This is a genomic window from Capnocytophaga sp. G2, from assembly GCF_035282625.1.
GTDB lineage: Bacteria > Bacteroidota > Bacteroidia > Flavobacteriales > Flavobacteriaceae > Capnocytophaga.
In genome coordinates this window covers 39611-59025 of record NZ_JAYKBU010000014.1, presented here as the reverse complement: position 1 = coordinate 59025, position 19415 = coordinate 39611, and the positions used below count along the sequence as shown (strand labels likewise).

17 protein-coding genes and 4 tRNA genes are annotated in these 19415 nt (G+C 37.2%); 12 read left to right on the top strand and 9 right to left on the bottom strand.

Annotated features, from left to right (window positions below; translation table 11 throughout):
* The first annotated feature begins 70 nt into the window (after window positions 1–70).
* From mtaB to VJJ03_RS08855, 5 genes are all read left to right on the top strand, one after another.
* Complete coding sequence (mtaB, locus tag VJJ03_RS08875) at window positions 71–1387, top strand: tRNA (N(6)-L-threonylcarbamoyladenosine(37)-C(2))-methylthiotransferase MtaB (RefSeq protein ID WP_009746079.1); 1317 nt, start codon at window positions 71–73, stop codon at window positions 1385–1387.
* A 7-nt stretch (window positions 1388–1394) separates the two neighbouring features.
* Window positions 1395–3497, top strand: coding sequence for an ATP-dependent DNA helicase RecG (gene recG / locus VJJ03_RS08870; RefSeq protein ID WP_009746080.1), 2103 nt, complete (start codon window positions 1395–1397; stop codon window positions 3495–3497).
* Window positions 3498–3637: 140 nt separating this feature from the next.
* Window positions 3638–4588 (top strand): acetyl-CoA carboxylase carboxyltransferase subunit alpha, encoded by a 951-nt coding sequence (locus tag VJJ03_RS08865; protein WP_009746082.1) that lies wholly within the window; start codon window positions 3638–3640, stop codon window positions 4586–4588.
* A gap of 143 nt (window positions 4589–4731) precedes the next feature.
* Window positions 4732–4968: a hypothetical protein gene (locus VJJ03_RS08860; RefSeq protein WP_009746083.1), complete on the top strand. Its 237-nt coding sequence runs from the start codon at window positions 4732–4734 to the stop codon at window positions 4966–4968.
* A gap of 13 nt (window positions 4969–4981) precedes the next feature.
* Complete coding sequence (locus VJJ03_RS08855; RefSeq protein WP_323975089.1) at window positions 4982–5389, top strand: hypothetical protein; 408 nt, start codon at window positions 4982–4984, stop codon at window positions 5387–5389.
* Here VJJ03_RS08855 and VJJ03_RS08850 read toward each other — a convergent pair.
* Window positions 5361–6374 (bottom strand): AraC family transcriptional regulator, encoded by a 1014-nt coding sequence (locus tag VJJ03_RS08850; protein ID WP_323975087.1) that lies wholly within the window; start codon window positions 6372–6374, stop codon window positions 5361–5363. The two genes, VJJ03_RS08855 and VJJ03_RS08850, sit on opposite strands and share 29 nt — an antisense overlap.
* Before the next feature lie 135 nt (window positions 6375–6509).
* Here VJJ03_RS08850 and VJJ03_RS08845 point away from each other — a divergent pair, with 135 nt between their 5' ends.
* The 3 genes from VJJ03_RS08845 to VJJ03_RS08835 all read left to right on the top strand — a co-directional run bounded on the left by VJJ03_RS08845 (window position 6510) and on the right by VJJ03_RS08835 (window position 11076).
* On the top strand, window positions 6510–8840 hold the full coding sequence (locus VJJ03_RS08845) for a TonB-dependent receptor (protein WP_323975086.1): 2331 nt from the start codon (window positions 6510–6512) through the stop codon (window positions 8838–8840).
* A 68-nt stretch (window positions 8841–8908) separates the two neighbouring features.
* On the top strand, window positions 8909–10138 hold the full coding sequence (locus VJJ03_RS08840; protein ID WP_323975084.1) for a hypothetical protein: 1230 nt from the start codon (window positions 8909–8911) through the stop codon (window positions 10136–10138).
* 98 nt (window positions 10139–10236) lie between these two features.
* Window positions 10237–11076 carry a class I SAM-dependent methyltransferase gene (locus VJJ03_RS08835; RefSeq protein WP_323975082.1) on the top strand — a complete coding sequence of 280 codons (840 nt, stop codon included), beginning with the start codon at window positions 10237–10239 and terminating at the stop codon, window positions 11074–11076.
* A gap of 152 nt (window positions 11077–11228) precedes the next feature.
* Here VJJ03_RS08835 and VJJ03_RS08830 read toward each other — a convergent pair whose 3' ends face one another.
* Genes VJJ03_RS08830 through VJJ03_RS08820 form a run of 3 tightly spaced genes read right to left on the bottom strand, consistent with a single transcriptional unit; the run spans window position 11229 to window position 14251 of the window.
* On the bottom strand, window positions 11229–12509 hold the full coding sequence (locus VJJ03_RS08830) for a DUF5694 domain-containing protein (protein WP_323975081.1): 1281 nt from the start codon (window positions 12507–12509) through the stop codon (window positions 11229–11231).
* A gap of 31 nt (window positions 12510–12540) precedes the next feature.
* Window positions 12541–12768: a hypothetical protein gene (locus tag VJJ03_RS08825; RefSeq protein WP_323975079.1), complete on the bottom strand. Its 228-nt coding sequence runs from the start codon at window positions 12766–12768 to the stop codon at window positions 12541–12543.
* Window positions 12769–12772: 4 nt separating this feature from the next.
* The gene (locus tag VJJ03_RS08820) at window positions 12773–14251 is read right to left on the bottom strand and encodes a YfcC family protein (protein WP_323975077.1); all 1479 of its coding nucleotides are present in this window, start codon (window positions 14249–14251) and stop codon (window positions 12773–12775) included.
* A 221-nt stretch (window positions 14252–14472) separates the two neighbouring features.
* On the opposite strand from VJJ03_RS08820, the gene VJJ03_RS08815 reads away from it, so the two are divergent.
* The 4 genes from VJJ03_RS08815 to VJJ03_RS08800 all read left to right on the top strand — a co-directional run bounded on the left by VJJ03_RS08815 (window position 14473) and on the right by VJJ03_RS08800 (window position 14840).
* Window positions 14473–14556: transfer RNA gene (locus VJJ03_RS08815), tRNA-Ser, on the top strand.
* A 19-nt stretch (window positions 14557–14575) separates the two neighbouring features.
* Window positions 14576–14650 (top strand) — tRNA-Pro (locus VJJ03_RS08810).
* Window positions 14651–14685: 35 nt separating this feature from the next.
* Window positions 14686–14759: transfer RNA gene (locus VJJ03_RS08805), tRNA-Arg, on the top strand.
* A gap of 6 nt (window positions 14760–14765) precedes the next feature.
* Window positions 14766–14840, top strand: a tRNA-Pro gene (locus tag VJJ03_RS08800).
* Between the two features lie 6 nt (window positions 14841–14846).
* On the opposite strand, the gene VJJ03_RS08795 is transcribed toward VJJ03_RS08800, so the two are convergent.
* The 5 genes from VJJ03_RS08795 to VJJ03_RS08775 all read right to left on the bottom strand — a co-directional run bounded on the left by VJJ03_RS08795 (window position 14847) and on the right by VJJ03_RS08775 (window position 19359).
* Window positions 14847–15437, bottom strand: coding sequence for a non-canonical purine NTP diphosphatase (locus VJJ03_RS08795; protein ID WP_323975075.1), 591 nt, complete (start codon window positions 15435–15437; stop codon window positions 14847–14849).
* Between the two features lie 8 nt (window positions 15438–15445).
* Window positions 15446–15709, bottom strand: a complete 264-nt coding sequence (locus VJJ03_RS08790) for a hypothetical protein (RefSeq protein ID WP_323975073.1) — start codon at window positions 15707–15709, stop codon at window positions 15446–15448.
* A gap of 51 nt (window positions 15710–15760) precedes the next feature.
* Complete coding sequence (locus tag VJJ03_RS08785) at window positions 15761–17074, bottom strand: BatD family protein (protein ID WP_323975071.1); 1314 nt, start codon at window positions 17072–17074, stop codon at window positions 15761–15763.
* Window positions 17075–17076: 2 nt separating this feature from the next.
* Complete coding sequence (locus tag VJJ03_RS08780) at window positions 17077–17943, bottom strand: DUF58 domain-containing protein (RefSeq protein ID WP_009746095.1); 867 nt, start codon at window positions 17941–17943, stop codon at window positions 17077–17079.
* Window positions 17944–18171: 228 nt separating this feature from the next.
* Window positions 18172–19359 (bottom strand): phosphoglycerate kinase, encoded by a 1188-nt coding sequence (locus VJJ03_RS08775; protein WP_009746096.1) that lies wholly within the window; start codon window positions 19357–19359, stop codon window positions 18172–18174.
* Window positions 19360–19415: the final 56 nt, after the last annotated feature.

Sequence of the window (19415 nt, the reverse complement as noted above, 5' to 3'; positions counted from 1 at the left end):
CCTTTGCGCCGAGTTTGAAAAGGCTCCTCTGATGAGTTTGTGATTTTTTACTAAATCTTACTTTATATCTATGAAAAAACGTGTTGCCTTCTACACTTTGGGTTGTAAGCTAAATTTTGCTGAAACAGCAACTATTGCTCGTAGCTTTGAAAACGAAGGATTTGATAAGGTAGACTTTGAAGAACCTGCCGACATATATGTAATTAACACTTGTTCTGTTACTGAAAATGCAGATAAACAATTTAAGCAAATTGTACGTAAAGCCTTAAAACATAATGAAAATGCTTTTATAGCTGCCATAGGTTGTTATGCTCAACTTAAACCGGAAGACCTCATTGCAGTAGATGGAGTGGATTTGGTATTAGGCGCTAAAGAAAAATTCAATATCACTCAATATATTGATGACCTTACCAAGCTCAATAAAGGACAAGTACATTCCTGTGACATCAATGAAGCCGATTTCTATGTAGGAAGTTATTCCATAGGTGACCGTACACGTGCTTTCCTAAAGATACAAGATGGCTGTGACTACAAATGCACCTATTGTGCCATTCCTATGGCACGAGGTATCTCCCGTAGTGATACTATTGAAAATATCTTGAAGAATGCTAAAAAAATATCTGAGAATAACATCAAAGAAATCGTACTTACTGGGGTAAATATAGGGGATTATGGAAAAGGAGAATTCGGTAATAAGAAGCATGAACACACTTTTTTAGAACTCATCCAAGCGCTGGATACAGTAGAGGGAATAGAACGCTTACGTATCTCCTCCATTGAACCTAATCTGCTTAAGGATGAAACCATTGCTTTTGTTGCTCAAAGTCGTAGCTTTGTTCCTCATTTCCATATTCCTTTACAAAGTGGCAGCAATGATATCTTAAAGAAGATGAAGCGCCGCTACCTCAGAGAACTCTACCAGAATCGTGTGGCTAAAATCAAAGAGGAAATGCCTGATGCCTGCATAGGAGTAGATGTTATCGTAGGTTTTCCTGGAGAAACAGATGAGCATTTCTTAGAAACCTATCATTTTCTTAACGAACTGGATATCTCTTACCTACATGTATTCACCTATTCCGAACGTGACAATACCGAAGCCGTAAAGATGGAAGGAGTTGTTCCCAGTGAGATACGCGCCAAACGAAGCCGTATGTTACGTGGACTCTCAGCAAAAAAGCGACATTATTTCTATGAAAAACAATTAGGCACTACCCATAAAGTACTCTTTGAAAGTGATAACAAGGATGGATTCATGCACGGATTCACAGAGAATTACGTAAAGGTAAAAACACCCTGGAACCCTAATCTCATTAACACCTTGCAACCTGTGGTTCTAAAGAAAATAGACTCTGATGGCATAGTTACTGTGGAATTCTTAAATACTTAAACCCTATATGGTTATACTGGAAACACCCATTGAACACCTAAGAGGAGTGGGCACCCAGCGCGCTACCCTACTCAAGAATGAACTTCAAGTAGCTAATTATCAGGATTTGCTACACCTGTTTCCTACGCGATATATTGATAGAACACAATACTATAAAATACAGGATTTAAGAGACTCCTCTGCTGAAGTACAGATTATTGGACGTATTATTCACCTTAAAACAGTAACTGGAAAAAATAAAAGACAGCAGAGACTTGTGGCTACCTTTACCGATGGTACTGCAAGTATGGAACTTATTTGGTTTCACCCTTCTCAATGGCTTAAAGATCATCTATTACTAAATGTGCCTTATGTGATCTTTGGCAGATGTTCCCTCTTCGCAGGAACTTTTTCCATGGTACATCCTGAAATGGAAACTCTTGAGGAACATCAAAACACGCTGCAAGGAAATATACAAGCGGTATACCCTTCTACTGAAAAACTTACTAAAAGAGGTATTACCCAGCGAGTAATGCGCAGGCTCTTCGAGACTCTCTTTCATGAAGTAGGTAAGGACTTCCAAGAAACCCTACCTAATGAAATGCTCCAACCATTACGATTGCTTCCAAAGGGAGAAGCCCTCTTTCAGATTCATTTTCCTCAGTCACAAGACCTTTTAGCCAAAGCACAGTTCAGGCTTAAGTTAGAAGAACTCTTTTATATACAATTACAACTGATACAGAAAAATTATCTAAATAAGAAATTGAAAGGGTTTCTATTCCCAAAAGTAGGAGATTATTTTAATACTTTCTATTATCAATATCTTCCCTTTCCACTAACCGAAGCACAAAAGCGAGTAATTAAGGAAATCCGTAATGATATGGCAACAGGAGCACAAATGAACCGCCTCTTACAAGGAGATGTAGGAGCTGGAAAAACCATCGTAGCACTTTTTGCTATGCTTTTAGCCTTGGATAATCATTACCAAGCTTGTCTTATGGCACCTACAGAAATCCTTGCACAACAACATTTTCAAGGTATATCCTCCTTATTAGCTCATACAAATGTACACATTGCCCTCCTTACAGGAAGTACAAAAACTAAAGAAAGACACCTCATTCATCAGTCACTGGAAAATGGTCAACTACAAATAGTGATAGGTACACACGCCCTACTGGAGGATAAGGTAAGGTTTCATAACTTAGGCTTAGCAATTATAGATGAACAACATAGGTTTGGAGTAGAACAACGCTCTAAACTCTGGCACAAAAATGAGCTTCCGCCTCATGTGCTAATCATGTCCGCCACACCTATCCCCCGTACCTTAGCCATGAGCTTATATGGTGATTTGGATATTTCTGTTATTGATGAACTTCCTCCTGGAAGGAAACCAATCAAAACCATTCATCAATATGATACCCATCGGGGGAAAATATATCAATTTCTTCATGATGAAATCACCAAGGGACGGCAAATATACGTAGTCTATCCCCTTATAGAAGAATCCGAGGCTCTTTCTTTCAAGAACCTTACCGAAGGCTACCAGCAACTCTGTAGCGCCTTTCCTGCTCCTGAATATACCATTGCTATGGTACACGGACAGCTCAAACCTGAAGAGAAAGAAGCCCAAATGCAACTCTTCCAAGAAGGAAAAGCCCAAATCATGGTAGCTACTACCGTCATAGAAGTAGGAGTCAATGTGCCTAATGCTTCGGTCATGCTTATAGAAAGTGCTGAACGCTTCGGGCTCTCACAACTCCACCAACTCCGTGGACGCGTAGGACGTGGGGCTGAACAAAGCTATTGCATCCTGATGACGGATGTAAAACTCAGTCATGATTCTCGTACCCGTATGGAAACTATGGTCGCCACCAATGATGGCTTTCAAATCGCTGAAGTAGATCTAAAACTCAGAGGACCTGGTGACCTTATGGGCAAACAACAAAGTGGCGTTCTTGCCCTAAAAATTGCCGACTTGGTCAAGGATGGAGCACTCTTGAAAGTCGCTCGTGATTATGCCACTGACCTGATCCACATAGACCCTGAACTGACCGACCCCTCTCATGTAAATGTTGCCAATACCCTTTCCTTACTTAAAAGAAACAGAGGTATTTGGAATTACATCAGCTAATAGAACATAAAAAAGGCTTTCTTATGGCAATTGACGAACCTACGTTAAATTTTTGCTTTTTTAGAAAAAAAATGCGTACTTTTGCACCGCTGAATATGGTAGATTTTTTGACCACATCTCTATAATCAAACTTAAAGAATATGGAATATTTAGATTTTGAGCTTCCTATTAAGGAACTTGAAGAACAGTTAGATAAATGTATTGCCCTCGGAAATGAAAGTAATGTAGATGTTTCTGATACTTGTAAAAAACTCACTAAACGATTAGACCAAGTAAAAAAAGATATCTATGAAAATCTTACTCCTTGGCAGCGTGTACAAGTATCTCGGCATATTGACCGCCCTTATGCCCTTGATTATATTCACGCACTCTGTGGTAATACCTTCATAGAACTTCATGGAGATCGTACTGTAGGAGATGATAAAGCAATGGTGGGAGGCTTAGGAAAGATTGGCAATCAATCCTATATGTTCATCGGACAACAAAAAGGGAATAATACCAAGAGTCGCCAATATCGCAACTTTGGGATGCCTAACCCTGAAGGGTACCGAAAGGCATTGCGCCTAATGAAATCCGCTGAGAAATTCAATATTCCCGTGGTTACCTTTATTGATACACCTGGTGCTTATCCTGGTATAGAGGCTGAAGAAAGAGGACAAGGAGAGGCTATCGCTCGTAACCTGTTGGAAATGTCTCGATTACAAGTACCCATTATCGTCTTTATCATAGGAGAAGGAGCCTCTGGAGGAGCCCTCGGTATAGGAGTAGGAGATAAAGTATTCATGCTTGAAAATACTTGGTATTCCGTAATCTCTCCTGAATCCTGTTCCTCTATCCTTTGGCGTAGTTGGGAGTATAAAGAGCGTGCTGCAGATGCCCTTAAACTTACTGCTAAGGACATGAAGGCTAATGGACTCATTGACGATATTATCAAAGAACCTCTTGGAGGGGCTCATCGAGACAAACCGGCTATCTTTGAAAGCGTTAAAAAAGCTATTGAGGATACCTATAAAAAACTCTCCAAACTCACTGTGGAGAAACTTGTGGAAAAAAGAATGGAAAAATACACCAGCTATGGTGTTTATAAATAGAAACACAAACAATTATAAGAATATGAAATGGTTTAAAATTATTTGTATAATCCTCTCTTTAGGAACATTGGCAAGCAGTTGTGGTGCTTTTCAGGGACATGCCTGCCCACATAGTAGAAGGTGCTAACTTAAATACTTAACGAATGTCAGCTAAAGGTCGTGCTTTTCTATTAAATTTTCTCTGTTTTGGAGTTCTTTTTATCCTTATCCGATGGGGAGTGCTCTATTTTTTTCCTAATCTCACCTACATGATTGCTTTCCTTATTACAGGAATTCTATCCATCATATTAGCCCCTCGATTTGCTGCCTTTAAAAAAGAGGAAGGTAAGGAAGTCATTCTCATGAAATGGATTTTCCTTAAGAATATACGAGAACTATAATTAGGGTAATATCATGCAAATCCAATTGAAAAAATTAGGAAAGAAGAAGATAAAAATCATTGACATCAGTTTGGAAAAACACCCCAAAACTTTACGGGAGCTAATTACTGAATGTGTGAAGAGCGAGGTCAGGCGCTTCAATGATTCTCGTGAGGATACTTCTCTCCTGCCCTTCCTCAGTGCTAAAGAAATAGGAGAACAAGCCCAAGCGGGGAAAATTACCTTTGGTGAGAAAGAGAACCGACAACTTGCCGACCTAAACAAAGCCATTGATACAGCAATGCTCGCCTTTACCGATGGACTTTTTGCTGTATTTATTAACGAGGAAGAAATTCAAGACCTGGACACTCCCATCCATTTGACTGAGCAAAGTACACTCACCTTCATTCGCCTTACTTTCTTAACAGGGACTTATTGGTAATAGTTTCTCTCATCCCCTGCGGAGTAATCCCATATTTGCGCTTAAAAGCAGTAGAGAAATGTGAAAGATATTCATACCCACACTGCAAAGCTACCTCACTGATGGACTTTTCTGTATATAACAAAAGTTGTTGGGCAAGATGCATTTTATAATCATATAAATAGCCAAAAATAGTATTACCAAATACTTCCTTGAATCCGTAACACAATTTCTTCTCATTGAGTCCAACTTCCCGTGCCAATTCACTTATAGAGGGAGTATGTTGCAAATCACTAATGATTCTGTCACTTACCTCATGTATCTTATCTATATCTGAATGAGTTTTACAATATTGATAGGAATGATCCGCTATTTCTTCTTGAAATTGTAATAGAAAGAGTTCTAACATTTTTAAATCGGCATAAACCTTAGCCCCTTTCCCTAATAAATGGCTATTCTTGAGTTGTTGCAATACATTCATCATCTGAAAAGAAGTTACAAAGCATTGCTCACTCCTAAGAAAGAAATTACCTTCTTTCTGGAATTTTTGATATATATTAATAAAAGTTTCTGGATATTTGCATGCCATTTCTGCAAACTGCGCCTCGCTTATTGCTATACTGATTACCTCTACATTATCTTCCTTGAAGAACCTATCCTTCCCCAAACATTCTTCTTTGCAAAAGAATACATTATGAGCTCCCGCTCTCGCATAGTTATTCATTGCTTTCCCTACCTCTACATAAACCCCTCTTCTACTTCTAATTAAAAAATAGAACCGCACTGAAGGAATAGCCATTTTCCCTTCAAAAGTATAATCATCCTTCACTTGTGCTCGCCACGAATAATAATTATACTCTCCTATGAGCTTAGCATCTATAACAAACTCACCTGCCTTATTCTTCATATATCCATAATACTTATCTATATCTGCTTCTGTACGCATTATAGGTATTTCTATCTTAGTATTTCCCCCTTGTGGTACCTGTTCTTTTATAACTTTCATCTTGATTTGCTATGGAAATTAAAACTTTTGCTAAGGAAATGAAACTCTTTCCTTTTGATTTATTGTAATTTTGCGCGTTCTTAGTATTTAGAACAAAATTAAATAAAAATTCTGGAATATCAAAATTTTATTTACATGTTGCCAAAAAGAATCCTTTTCATATTATTTTTTCTTTTTTCTATTCCTTTTTATAGTCAGAACAAAGGTACCCTTTCAGGAAAAGTCATCGACAAAACCACTGGAGAACCTTTAATTAAGGCTGATATTATCATTAAAGAACTAAACTTAGGCACAAGTGCCGACGAGAAAGGAAACTATCAAATCCATAATCTTCCTTTGGGCACTTATATTGTATCCTTTTATTATCTTGGTTATCAGACTGTAAATAAAAAAATTACTATTAGTGGGCAAACACGCATGAATGTTTCTCTTAAAGAAGAAAAAAAAGAAATTGGAGAAATGGTATTCACTGCCAAAACCATTGCTCATCAGAAAAAAGAAGAAGCTATGCCCGTTACTGTGATTGATATATCCAATATGCGAGGTACCGTAAGCAGTGTACAGGATATTTTAGTAAAAACAGTAGGAGTTACCTTGCGCTCCTCAGGAGGAGTGGGCAGTAGCTCCCGTATCTCTGTCAGAGGACTGGAAGGTAAGCGTATCGGCTTTTTTATAGATGAACTCCCTTTAGCAGAACAAACGGATTATATCGATATCAATGATATCCCCATTGATATGATTGACCGTATTGAGATATATAAAGGAGTAGTCCCTGCACGCTTTGGAGGTTCTTCCCTCGGTGGGGCTGTGAATATTGTTATTCGTGAATATCCTGACAAATATGCTGACTTAAGCTATAGTATTGAATCCTATAACACTCACAAACTACAAGCTGTTCTCAAGCGGAACCTTAAAGAACGTGGACTCATTTTTGGTATAGGAGGAGGATATACTTCTTCTGATAATAATTATACTTTTGATTCCCCTTACAGAAAAGGCTTACGCATCACTCGTAACCACGATAAGTTTCAAAAGATTATCATCGGTGGTAGCCTTAAAGCAAAAAAATGGTGGTTTGATGAAGTAGAATTAGAACCTGTTATCGTAAAAACCTATAAAGAAATACAAGGAATAGAATATGATATACGTGAGGCTCATAGCAAATCCTTAATGGCAGGACTCTCTAACAAATTAGAAAAAGACAATTTCCTTACTGAAGGACTTAATTTTGATATGTTCAATGGGGTGGTATTCACTCGAATGAATTTCATTGATAAAGCTACTCGCCGTTATGAATGGGATGGTTCTTCCTTTCCCACTACCTCCCGTTATGGTGGTGAAGTAGGTTATAATTATCCATCAGATTCCGATGACAAGAAACTTTCTTTTATTAACAAAACCAACTTAGAGTATATCCTTAATGAACGGCATTCTCTCAATTTCAATTCTGTACTTTCTATAGCACATGGTAAGCCCAAGGATGACCTTAAGAAATTAAGTTTAGGCAAGCAGGTGAATTTTGATTCACAAATGCTCAGTTGGGTAAGTGGTCTTACCTACGATTTCCGTACCTCTGATGATAAGTTTCTTAACTCACTTACAGGTCGTTACTATCTCTATACCATGCACACTCAAATGACTCCTCTCTTTGTAGGGAACCAGTATGAGGTAAATCTCAACAAAAGCAATTTCGGTCTCAATAATGCTATGCGTTATCGTTTTCTTCCCTCTCTTATGGGAAAATTTTCTATAGGATATGATGTGCGTATCCCTTCAGAAAGTGAACTCTTGGGGGATGGTATCGGTATTATTCCCAGTGGGGAACTTCTCCCTGAGCGCAATACCAGTGCTAACTTAGGGTTACTTTTTGACCTTGTAGGAAAACACCCAACAAATGCACAGGTAGAAATGAATTTTTTCTATATGCACCTGAAGGATATGATACGCTATACCGCCGGACTCATCGGGGCACAGTACCAAAACTTTGGCGAAATGCGTACTATAGGGGTAGAATTCGAAGCTAAAGCAGATGTACTCCCTTTCCTCTATGCTTATGTGAATACTACTTATCAGGATTTAAGAGATATACGTGACTATGAAACTACAAGTACTGTTCCTAATCCTACCAAAAACAAGCGAATGCCTAATATTCCTTACTTAATGGCAAATGCTGGAATAGAGTTCCACCAAGAAAATCTCTTTGGGGGCACTGGACAAAATACACGTATTTTCATAGATGGTACTTTCATAGAGGAATATTTCTATGATTTTGAAATGACGCAACTTGACAAGCGTCGTATTCCCCGTAGCACTACCTTTGATATAGGTATAGAACATAGCTTTTTCAATCGCAAACTCTTTATCTCTGGCAAAATACGTAATCTCACCAATGAGAAAACACTCTCTGAGTTCAACAAACCTCTCATGGGTATTAATGGAGGAATAAAACTTAGAGTCATATTTTAAATAAAATTATATCAATATAAAAATGAGATTTTAACTCACTTATACAAATAAATAAAAGTTAATATATTATGTACTCAAAATTTTTCTTAACAGTATGCTCTTTAGCACTACTTAGTGTCTCTTGTAAAAAAGATGACAATAACAATCCTACAAACCCTACTATTATCTCCAAAAGTTCAGGTAAGTATCTCTTAGAGACATCCACTAAGAATGGTGACGGTATGAGTGGCAGTTCCTATTTACAGCTTTTCAATAACTTATCAGGAGAAATAGATAATTCAAAAGCCGAACAAACAGAATTTGGTTCTTCGGTACAAGTAATTGGTAATGAAGTCTATATCTTCGATACCATGAAAGGGGTCGGAGGGGTTACTCTTTGGACATATAATCCTACTGACCAACGACTTACCAAAAGAGCTCATCTTGATACTCCTGCAGGTTCTATGATAGGACATCTTGAAAAGGTAAGTGATACCAAAGCCTATCTACCGCTCTATACCCAAGGCGTAGTATGGATCATCAATCCTAAAACTATGCAGAGAACAGGGGAAATTGCGCTTAATTCCTATGCTCATGGGGACGCTAGTCCGGAGCCTGCTATGGGACTTATTCGAGACGGCAAATACTACCTATGCCTTAACCAAATAGACCCTGCAAAAAGCTGGCAGCCTTATGCTGACTATCAGCAATGTGATGTGGCTATTATTGATATCCAAACCGATAAGGTGGAGAAAATAGCTTCCGAAAAAGTTACGGGTCTTACTTTCCCTACACGTCCTATGTCTCAATGTAGTGGCATGATCTTCACCAATGAAGTAGGTGATCTATATATGGCTACAGCAGGATATTTTGGATATAACCTTAATAATACCAAGTGTGGATTTATTGCTCTTAACAAGGGAAGCAATGAGTTTGATACTGCTAAATCATGGGATATCTCTACGACTACTATTGAAGGCACTTCCTATAAACCTGCTGCTGTTTATAACTGTCAGTACATAGGAAACGGAAAGGTTGCTGCCTATGTAGGTATTACAGAACTCAATGGTGATAATGCTTATACTGCAAAAAATTCAATGGCAGTACTCATAGACCTTAATGCAAAAACCATTAAAAAAATAGACGGCATTCCTCTTACTGATGGGCATAGTATTTACATAGGTAAATATAAAGATTTAGTAGTATTTGCTGCCTTTGGTACAGATAAAATAGGACTCTTTAGCTATAATCCTACCACTAATACTACTGAAAAATTGCTTTCTACTATAGGAAATGCATCCTTTTTCCATGCATTTTAATTAAATCTTAATGTGCCAATGTCTGTAAATCTCTCATTGGTACATTATCTCACATCTATTTACTATTTTCTCAAGATAGAATAATTTTTAGCAAGAAAATGAATACAGAGAACCTACAATCTTTAGGAAAAATACCTGAAACTATGCTCATTACTTTATGGGCTAAAGCTGAAGAGTGTCACTATAAGCAACCTTTTTTGGTAGATGAGAAAGCTCAAGAAATGATTTCTCAGATAGATTATGATTTTTCTAAATTCAAAAAATCCAAGTTCAGTCAAGCGGGGGTTTGTCTCAGGGCAAGCCTTATAGATAAGGAAGTTCAAGCCTTTATATCAGACCATCCCGATGCAGTGGTTATCCAGCTAGGATCCGGCTTGGATGCTCGTTATGAGCGTATAGGATGCCCTAATGTAACCCATTGGTATGAGCTTGACCTCCCTGAGGTGATTGAATTGCGTAAAAAATTCTTCCAAGAAAGTGAACGAAGGACATTCCTATCCCTCTCCTTATTTGACTCTCAATGGATAACTCTTATAAAGGCTCCCCAAAAACCCATCCTTATCATTGTAGAAGGTGTTCTTATGTATTTTGAAAGAAAGGATATAAAAGCCTTTTTTGAGACTCTTTGCCATGAATTAAATGAGGCTGTTTTTCTTTTTGATATGTTGGCTTATGCCTTAGTAGGACATGCTAAGGTACATGATTCCTTAGGGACTATGGAAGAAAATCAGCGCCCTGAATTTAAATGGAGTGAACTCAATAGTCACACCTTGGAGGCGTGGAATCCTAAGATTCATATAGAGAAGGAATACTTTATGAGTGATTTTAATAAAGGACGCTATCCCTTCATCTTCAGAATGCTATACAAAATTCCCTATTTCTACAGAAGATTTAATCAGAGAGTGATAAAAGTGAAAATAGTAGAAAATGAAGAGTAAAAAATCCTCTCTCCCCTTGAAAGGGAGAAAAACCTTTAAGAAAGAGGCTGCCCTTTTCGGACAGCCTCAACTCGTTCTAACGCAGATGCGAAGTACAAAAACTTCAAATTTGCATGTAACCCCGCCTAACATAAAGCCTCTATCAGGCAATGTTATTTGTTCTGTTCTCTTATGTAAGGCTCATTCTCAAAGTTTTTGTAAATATATTTTTCTGCAACATTCATATTAACGCCCAATGTTTTACATGCTTTTTTACATTCTTGATAAGCTTTTATAGCCTTATCTCTTTGGTTGGTCATGTCATAACAAAAACCTAAATTACGCCAATAATATACTACAAAAAACCAATGCTTTTCTTTTGGTAATTCATTTAATTTTTTGGTAATGCTTTTCGATATTTTAATCGCACCGAAATAATCTTTTTCTAAAAATCTAATCCACGCTTTCTCAAACTGCAATACTGCTGATCTTGAGCGTTGAGATTCCCATTCAGCTACAACGGATATAGCTTTTCTTATATTTTCAACAGGTATAATATTGGGGTTATCATCCATTCCTATTCCATGAATCAGAGGAACTAATGCATTTTGATACAAGACATCTATGGAAGAAGTATCTGACATATCATAATAACCTTTTGCCAAATCATTTTTAATAAATCCTATTATGTTTGAGGTTGGAACTATTGTTTTTAAAGGTAATAACTTCTCAAAGTTAACTAATTGCACATCTTCTTGTTTTGACAAAGCAATATCAAAATAGTACTTATGTTCAGCTCCTGTAAGTATCATAATGCGTTTCCCTTTGTTTTCGGCGATAGCAGTGTTGATTAATTCCATCATTTTGGCATTCCGCAACTCCGAATATAAATTCATGCATCCGTCCCCATACACACGGATTGATATAGTATACATCTCTCGGATGTAGTTGTTGTAATCTTTGCCGTTGAAAAACTCATATCCCATTTTATTATTTTTCCAGATGCTATCCATAGTGCCATATTTCTCTACGAATGCCTGCATTATGCGATTGTTCTTTACTAACGAATCGGCTTGTTGACTTTTTGTTTTATAATCATCGGTTTTGATATATTTACTCCTTTCAGCACGAGCATCCGATAGAGTTTCCCACCAATCAATCGGATAAACTTTCTTATTATTATCAAAACCATATATTGAAGCTATCATCATTTCTTTGAGGTAGGATTGCTTTCTAAAATAAGATGGTGGTATTTCTACACAAATTACATCAGGATTGTAAGTGCCTAAAATATTCAGAATATCTTGATATGAATAATTCGGATTATTACTGTGCCCACTATGAATTGTGCCGATTACAAGCACTTCCGTTTTTGTTTGAGCTTTCGTTTCTGCAAGAAAACAGAATCCCATTACCATAAATAGAAAAATCTTCAAAAATTGGTACTGTCTCATATCGTTGCTTTTAATGTTGCCTAACGTTTTGTCACTTGGCACAGTGGCGGATTTCGGAACACAAAACTGTCTTTAAATGCCCAATGCCATTTCTAATTTGACAGTTTAATGTATCTATAAAATAGTCTGAGAATGGATGCTTTTTAATAATATCTTTTTTAATTCCGTTGTCTTTTGCAAAATAAGCCGAGAGTTGGTTGCAGTTAGGTATTACTCCAAAGCCATTGAAGTCTTTTCTTTCTGCCTCTTTTTTCTTCACTTATTTAAACCCATAGTAAAACTGTCAGTACCACCGTAAAAATAGCAATCAGAGGCCAGCAGAACTTTAACCACTGATTATAGTTAACATTTACCATAGCAAGCGATGGTAATGTTACTCCTGTAGGAGTGATAAGTGACATAATTCCTATACCAAAAAGGTAAGCACTCACCACCTTGTCTCCTCCTATACCTACTGCTGTAGCTAAAGCTCCCATAATAGGCATGGTAAGCACTGCCATTCCTGAAGAAGAGGCAATGAACAAACTCAATACTCCTAAAATTAGCATGACTATAGGTAAGAATACCATAGGAGACATTCCTTTTACAAGTTCAGTAGCATAATATAATATTGTTCCTGATATTTGTCCCTCATTCAATATAAAAGATACTCCTCGAGCAATTCCAATAATAAAAGCTACCCCTAATAAGTCTCTCGCTCCTGCAAGAAATTGTTCTACAAACTTCTTTTCTCCCGAGCGTTGTAAAATAGCAATTATAACAGCGGATGCCAAGAACAGACCTGTCATCTCCTGAAACCACCATTTCCATTGGGATACCCCTATAATCATTACCACAAAAGTAAGAGCAAATACCAATAACTGTATCTTAGTGGAGAGTTTCAATTCAGTAGTTCCTTTTGCAATATTAGAAGTATAGATTTCAGGAAGTTCTACACCATATACTAAGGATTTTTCAGGATGCTTTTTTACCTTTTCAGCATAATAAGTGATATAAATAATACTAATAGTAAGGCATAATACCAGTGCAATAGCCCGTATGGTAAGCCCCGAAGTCCAGTCCACCCCAGCTGCATCGGAGGCAATGATTACGGCAAATGGATTGGAAGTAGAAGCCAATGTTCCTACATTAGCTCCTATGAAAATCACCGCTAACGGTACCAAGAGGTCATAACCTGCAGCTAAGAAAATAGGAACTAACATAGGGTAGAATGCTAAAGTTTCCTCTGCCAAACCAAAGGAAGTACCTCCTAAAGCCATAAGTGTTGCTAAAACAATTATCAGAATTCCTTCTTTCCCCTTAAAGCGATGAGCTAAATAGCCAACTCCTTCATTAAGAGCTCCGGAACTATTGAATACCCCTATAAATCCTCCTATAAAAAGTACGAAAAGAATAAGACTTACCGCTTCGTATATTCCCTTAATAGGAGCAAAAAGAATTTCTACAAAGCCTTGAGGAGTTGCCTTTCTCTGCTTGTACGTATTGGGAATAGAAATAGGATTTTTTATCTTCTGGTCAGTGAATTTGCTAAGTTCTATAGAAATACTACGCTCAGAAAGAGCCTGCTGTGTAGCAGGTACTTGATAAAGAGTATCCGCACTTTGAATAACAAAAACATTCTTATCCTTATCATATTGGAGTGTATCATAACCTCCAGCAGGTAACAAATAAGTGAGTGCTGCTGCCAAACACATTACTATAACAAGGATAGTGTAGGGAGTGGGGAATTTCATTTTCTTCATCTTCATGATTTTTAATTCCTGCAAAAGTAGTTAAAAAAATACAATTTACAAAATTATTACTACATTTTTTTAAGACAATTGATTTTCAGCAAATTATTTCCTTTACATTTTTTTCAAAAAAAGAGGTCTAAAAGTTTGTAGATATAAAAAAAAATTGTAATTTTGCACCCGCAACTGTGAGTTAATTACAGTTCATCGTATAGTGATTTTATTATGATTTAGGAGAGGTGCCGGAGTGGTAACGGAGCAGATTGCTAATCTGTCGGCGGGTAACTGTCGCCTGGGTTCGAGTCCCAGTCTCTCCGCTTTTTATCTTATTTTTTTCGGGGTGTAGCGTAGTCCGGTTATCGCGCCTGGTTTGGGACCAGGAGGTCGTAGGTTCGAATCCTGCCACCCCGACTTTATTTTTGTGGCATAGTTAATTTTTAAATTAAGGTCACGTAGCTCAGTTGGATAGAGCATCTGCCTTCTAAGCAGACGGTCACAGGTTCGAATCCTGTCGTGATCACCTCTGCGGGGTGTAGCGTAGTCCGGTTATCGCGCCTGGTTTGGGACCAGGAGGTCGTAGGTTCGAATCCTGCCACCCCGACAATTTCTACTCAAGGGTTCCTATTCTTATCTTAAGAAATTGTACTAACTTCTGCAGAGCCCTCCCCCTGTGACTTATATTATTCTTTTCCTGCCGAGTCATCTGAGCAAAAGTTTTCTCATATCCTTCTGGCATAAAAACAGCATCATAACCAAACCCTCCTTCTCCCTTGCGCAAGTGGGTAATTTCACCCTTAATAATTCCTTCAAAAGTATGCATCTCATCATTTATACAGAGAGCAAATATAGTCTTGAACTGGGCTTCCCTATTCTCCTTATCTCTCATATTCTTGAGCAATAGGTCTATATTAGCCTGGTCATCCTTCATATCCCCTGCATACCGAGCAGAATATACTCCTGGTGCACCCTCAAGAATACCTACTTCCAAGCCTGTATCATCAGAAAAAACATCATAACCGTATCTTTCTTTCACATATTGTGCCTTTTGGATAGCATTCCCTTCTATAGTAGGTGCCGTCTCAGGAATATCCTCTAAGCATCCTATCTCATCCAATGTGAGTAACTCTATCTCTCGAGGAAGCATACTTTGTACTTCCTTTAATTTATTTCTATTATGGGTGGCAAAAACTAATTTCATTATATAACTTACTGAATACCTACAGTTGTCATTATCTTTTCCACTAACGAAGCTCCTAACGCTTTTTCATCCTCTGGATAGGTAAAAAGTATCATCTGCAGGTTTTCTCCTGTGATAAAAAAGAAACTTTGATAGCGCATTTTTCTTGTCTTTTGCGCTTTCTTTTCTGTAAAAGATCCAAATACTTTATGCCCTGCTACTCCTTGTGTAGCCGTGTAAGGTTCCTCTTTGATGAGAATATTCTCTCCATTAAAATGTTTCTCTAGTTCCACCTCTATCATCTTAAGCACCATCTCTTCTAAAGAATTCTCACTCTGTGATTTCTATTGTTCATCGGCTTGTGTCTCTTGTTGTGCCCTTTCAATGGCAAGTTCTTTTATATAATCCTTTAAGCTATTGCTAATAAGCATTATAGAAAGTTCATCCTTAGGATTAATATAGACAAATTTATCTGCTTGATTAGTACTTTTCTCACGCTTGAGTACCTGGGGAGTGGTAATAGTTATTGCTGGATAACCATAGGAACTTGTATACCAATTCTCCATACTAATTTCTTTATTTTTTCCTACAGTGAAGGCATACCATGTACAGGCAATTAAGACAAGAAGTAGAACACTGGCTACAGAAGCAATTAAAAGATATCTTTTACGTCTTTTATTACGTTGATCCTCGGACAATTGCTTTTGATAGATATCCTGCAAATCTTCCTCTTGAGGAGTATCAGGGAGTCCTTCATTGGTCTTTACAACTATTGTTTCTATAGATTCTCTATCCTTCTCTGCCTCAAAATCTTCAGGTTGGGACTTAGCAAACTTCACCAAATCCGCCTTATGTAATACTGTTCTAAGTTCATTGATTACATCAGAGGAAAGATGTAACTTTCCAGCATCCAAGAATACTTGTAATTTGGTAAGAAGTTCGTCAGTAGTGCTCTCTGTTGCTGAGATATGTATTTCTTCTTCCAAATACTTTCGGACAATATCTGTAAGGACAGAATAATATTCCTTATGATTGGATTCTATGAGATAGCGAGAGTCCTTTAGATTCTTTAATTTCAACAAAGCCCTATCAAAGGGAGGTAATAAGGCTATCTCATCTTTTTCTTCCTTTCGCCTTTTTCTAAGAAAAAACCAATAAATACTAAAAATGATTCCTGAAATGACTACAACTCCCATCAACCAATACCAAAATAAAGATGCTTTCTTCCCTTTCTTTATTTCAATAGCTGGTTTTATATCATAAAGGGGTTGTTTGAGGGTATCTACAGCAACATTTTGTACTATAAAATGCAAAGAATCTGTTTGATATACCTGTTTATTAATATCTATATGTAAGGGAGGAAGGGTATAATGTCCTGAATCAAACTGGGTAAGGGCATATTCCTTTATCAAGCGAAATTTTTCTCTCTCCTTAAAAGTATCTATAGGAGCTTCCGTTACCACCTCAAAAGGAGCAAACTGATTAGCATCAGGAAAAGATACTCGTGCAGTAGAATCTGTTTCTACACTAATTTTATAGTGAATCTGTTCCCCTATTTTTATCTCATTACGATCTGGTGTAGCTGAAATATTCACTTGTTGTCCATAAAGACAAATAGGAAAAATAAAACAAAATAATAAACTAAACTTCATGTTCATAATCAGGCTCTATATTTGAAATATCCTAATAATTTTTTGGTATAACTCTCATCTGTACGACACTGAAGTACTCCAGCCCCTAAATGACGGAAAGTAGTTTCAAAATAAGAGACTTTCTGCTGATAATCCTTTGTATACCTGTCACGCACAGCTTTTGAAGTAGTATCTATATATGAGAGCTGTTCACTTTCGGCATCCTTAACTAAAATAACTCCTACATTAGGTAAGCTTGTTTCCCGCTGATCATAGAGGCGTATTCCTGTAAGGTCATGCTTACGAGCTGCTATTTGCAAAGGTTTTTGGTAATCTTCGCCTATAAAATCTGAGAGCAAAAAAGCAATTGTTTTTTTCTTCATCACCTTATTAAGAAATTCTAAAGCATGGGCGATATTAGTACGTTTACTTTGAGGTTGGAATTCAATAAGTTCACGTATAATGCGCAAGATATGTGATTTGCCTTTTTTAGGAGGAATATAAAGTTCTATCTGATCGGAGAAGAGTATAAGTCCCGTTTTATCATTGTTTTGCAAAGCGGCAAAAGCCAGAGTAGCTGCAATTTCCGTAATAATCTCATTTTTGAACTGCTGCAAAGAACCAAAAAATTCACTCCCACTAACATCTACTAAGAGCATCAAGGTCAGTTCACGCTCCTCTTCAAATACTTTTACAAAGGTCTCATTATAGCGAGCCGTTACATTCCAATCAATATTACGAATATCATCTCCATATTGGTATGGACGCACCTCACTGAAGGTCATTCCACGTCCTTTAAAAGCAGAATGATACTCTCCACCAAAAATATTATCACTTAATTTTTTGGTCTTAATCTCTATTTTCCTTACTTTTTTTAATATCTCTTTTGTATCCATCAATTTAATGAATAGTGAATAGTGAACAGTAACTGCCCATTATTATTGTTTCAAATATCATGCAAAACTACAATACTTTTTCTAAAAGTTTTTCTAAAACGAAATCTTTTTTTATGAAAAACGAAAAATTATCATTCAATTAAGAATTTTACTTTTTTTTTATAATTTTTTTATATAAAAATAAGAGGCTATCTTTTTCAGACAGCCTCTTTTAAATTTCATATTTTTTTACTCATTAATAGCCCTGATCCCTGGAAGTATTTTTCCTTCCAAACTCTCAAGCATAGCTCCTCCTCCAGTGGATACATAGCTTACTTTATTTTCAAAACCAAACTGCTTTACAGCAGCCACTGAGTCCCCTCCACCTACTAAGGAGAAAGCTCCTTTAGCAGTAGCTTCTGCTACATATTCTCCCACAGCAATAGTCCCTTTGGCAAAACGAGGCATCTCAAATACTCCTACAGGTCCATTCCATAGAATAGTTCTAGAAGCAAGGATTACTTTCTTAAAATTCTCTAAAGATTTTTCTCCTGCATCCAAGCCTTGCCAACCATTAGGAATCTGGTCAATAGCTACCACTTGTGTAGAGGCATTATTATTAAAATCATTAGCAGCAACCACATCTACAGGTAAGTGCACTTGTACTCCTTTTTCCTTAGCTTTCTTAAGAATATCCAAAGCCAAATCCAACTTATCATCTTCACAAATAGAGTTTCCTATCTGACCACCTTGCGCTTTGATAAAGGTAAAAGCCATTCCACCTCCAATAATAAGATGGTCTATCTTGTCCAAAATATTCTCTATGATAGTAATTTTTGAGGATACTTTAGAACCTCCCAAAATAGCTGTTACAGGTCTCTCGCCTGTTTTCATTACCTTTTCTATACTTTCAATTTCCTTAGCAAGGAGATACCCAAAATACTTATCCTTAGGAAAAAATTTTGCCAAAACAGTAGTAGAAGCATGGGCACGGTGTGCGGTGCCAAAAGCATCATTCACGTACACATCACCAAGCTTAGCAAGCTTAGCAGCAAATGCCTCATCTCCTTTTTCTTCTTCGGGATGAAAACGTACATTCTCAAGGAGGAGTACCTGACCTGCAGGTAAGTTTTTAGCCGTATTCTCCGCTACTTCACCTATACAATCCGGGCAAAAATGGGTAGGTACACCAAGTACTTCACCTATTTGTTTTACCAAATGAGCAAAAGAATACTTATCATCCTTCCCTTTAGGACGTCCAAAGTGTGAAAGAAGAATAGCACTTCCCCCATCGTTCACAATTTTTAAGATAGTAGGCTTAGCTGCCTCAATACGTGTGGTATCTGTGATTTCATATTGCTCATTCACAGGAACATTGAAATCCACACGTACCAATACTCTCTTGCCTTTGCAAGAAATATCATTAATGGTCTTCATATATGGTAATAATTTAATCCTAATTTATATTTTAAATTCGTGCAAATATAGGTTTT

What these genes read in the sequence shown, in the direction of transcription:
- VJJ03_RS08820 (WP_323975077.1), bottom strand. Translation starts at nt 14,251, where the DNA reads ATGAAGAAAATGAAATTCCCCACTCCCTACACTATCCTTGTTATAGTA.
- VJJ03_RS08830 (WP_323975081.1), bottom strand. Translation starts at nt 12,509, where the DNA reads ATGAGACAGTACCAATTTTTGAAGATTTTTCTATTTATGGTAATGGGA.
- VJJ03_RS08845 (WP_323975086.1), top strand. Translation starts at nt 6,510, where the DNA reads ATGTTGCCAAAAAGAATCCTTTTCATATTATTTTTTCTTTTTTCTATT.
- VJJ03_RS08775 (WP_009746096.1), bottom strand. Translation starts at nt 19,359, where the DNA reads ATGAAGACCATTAATGATATTTCTTGCAAAGGCAAGAGAGTATTGGTA.
- VJJ03_RS08850 (WP_323975087.1), bottom strand. Translation starts at nt 6,374, where the DNA reads ATGAAAGTTATAAAAGAACAGGTACCACAAGGGGGAAATACTAAGATA.
- VJJ03_RS08795 (WP_323975075.1), bottom strand. Translation starts at nt 15,437, where the DNA reads ATGAAATTAGTTTTTGCCACCCATAATAGAAATAAATTAAAGGAAGTA.
- recG (WP_009746080.1), top strand. Translation starts at nt 1,395, where the DNA reads ATGGTTATACTGGAAACACCCATTGAACACCTAAGAGGAGTGGGCACC.
- VJJ03_RS08855 (WP_323975089.1), top strand. Translation starts at nt 4,982, where the DNA reads ATGCAAATCCAATTGAAAAAATTAGGAAAGAAGAAGATAAAAATCATT.
- VJJ03_RS08865 (WP_009746082.1), top strand. Translation starts at nt 3,638, where the DNA reads ATGGAATATTTAGATTTTGAGCTTCCTATTAAGGAACTTGAAGAACAG.
- VJJ03_RS08860 (WP_009746083.1), top strand. Translation starts at nt 4,732, where the DNA reads ATGTCAGCTAAAGGTCGTGCTTTTCTATTAAATTTTCTCTGTTTTGGA.
- VJJ03_RS08785 (WP_323975071.1), bottom strand. Translation starts at nt 17,074, where the DNA reads ATGAACATGAAGTTTAGTTTATTATTTTGTTTTATTTTTCCTATTTGT.
- VJJ03_RS08840 (WP_323975084.1), top strand. Translation starts at nt 8,909, where the DNA reads ATGTACTCAAAATTTTTCTTAACAGTATGCTCTTTAGCACTACTTAGT.
- VJJ03_RS08835 (WP_323975082.1), top strand. Translation starts at nt 10,237, where the DNA reads ATGAATACAGAGAACCTACAATCTTTAGGAAAAATACCTGAAACTATG.
- VJJ03_RS08780 (WP_009746095.1), bottom strand. Translation starts at nt 17,943, where the DNA reads ATGGATACAAAAGAGATATTAAAAAAAGTAAGGAAAATAGAGATTAAG.
- mtaB (WP_009746079.1), top strand. Translation starts at nt 71, where the DNA reads ATGAAAAAACGTGTTGCCTTCTACACTTTGGGTTGTAAGCTAAATTTT.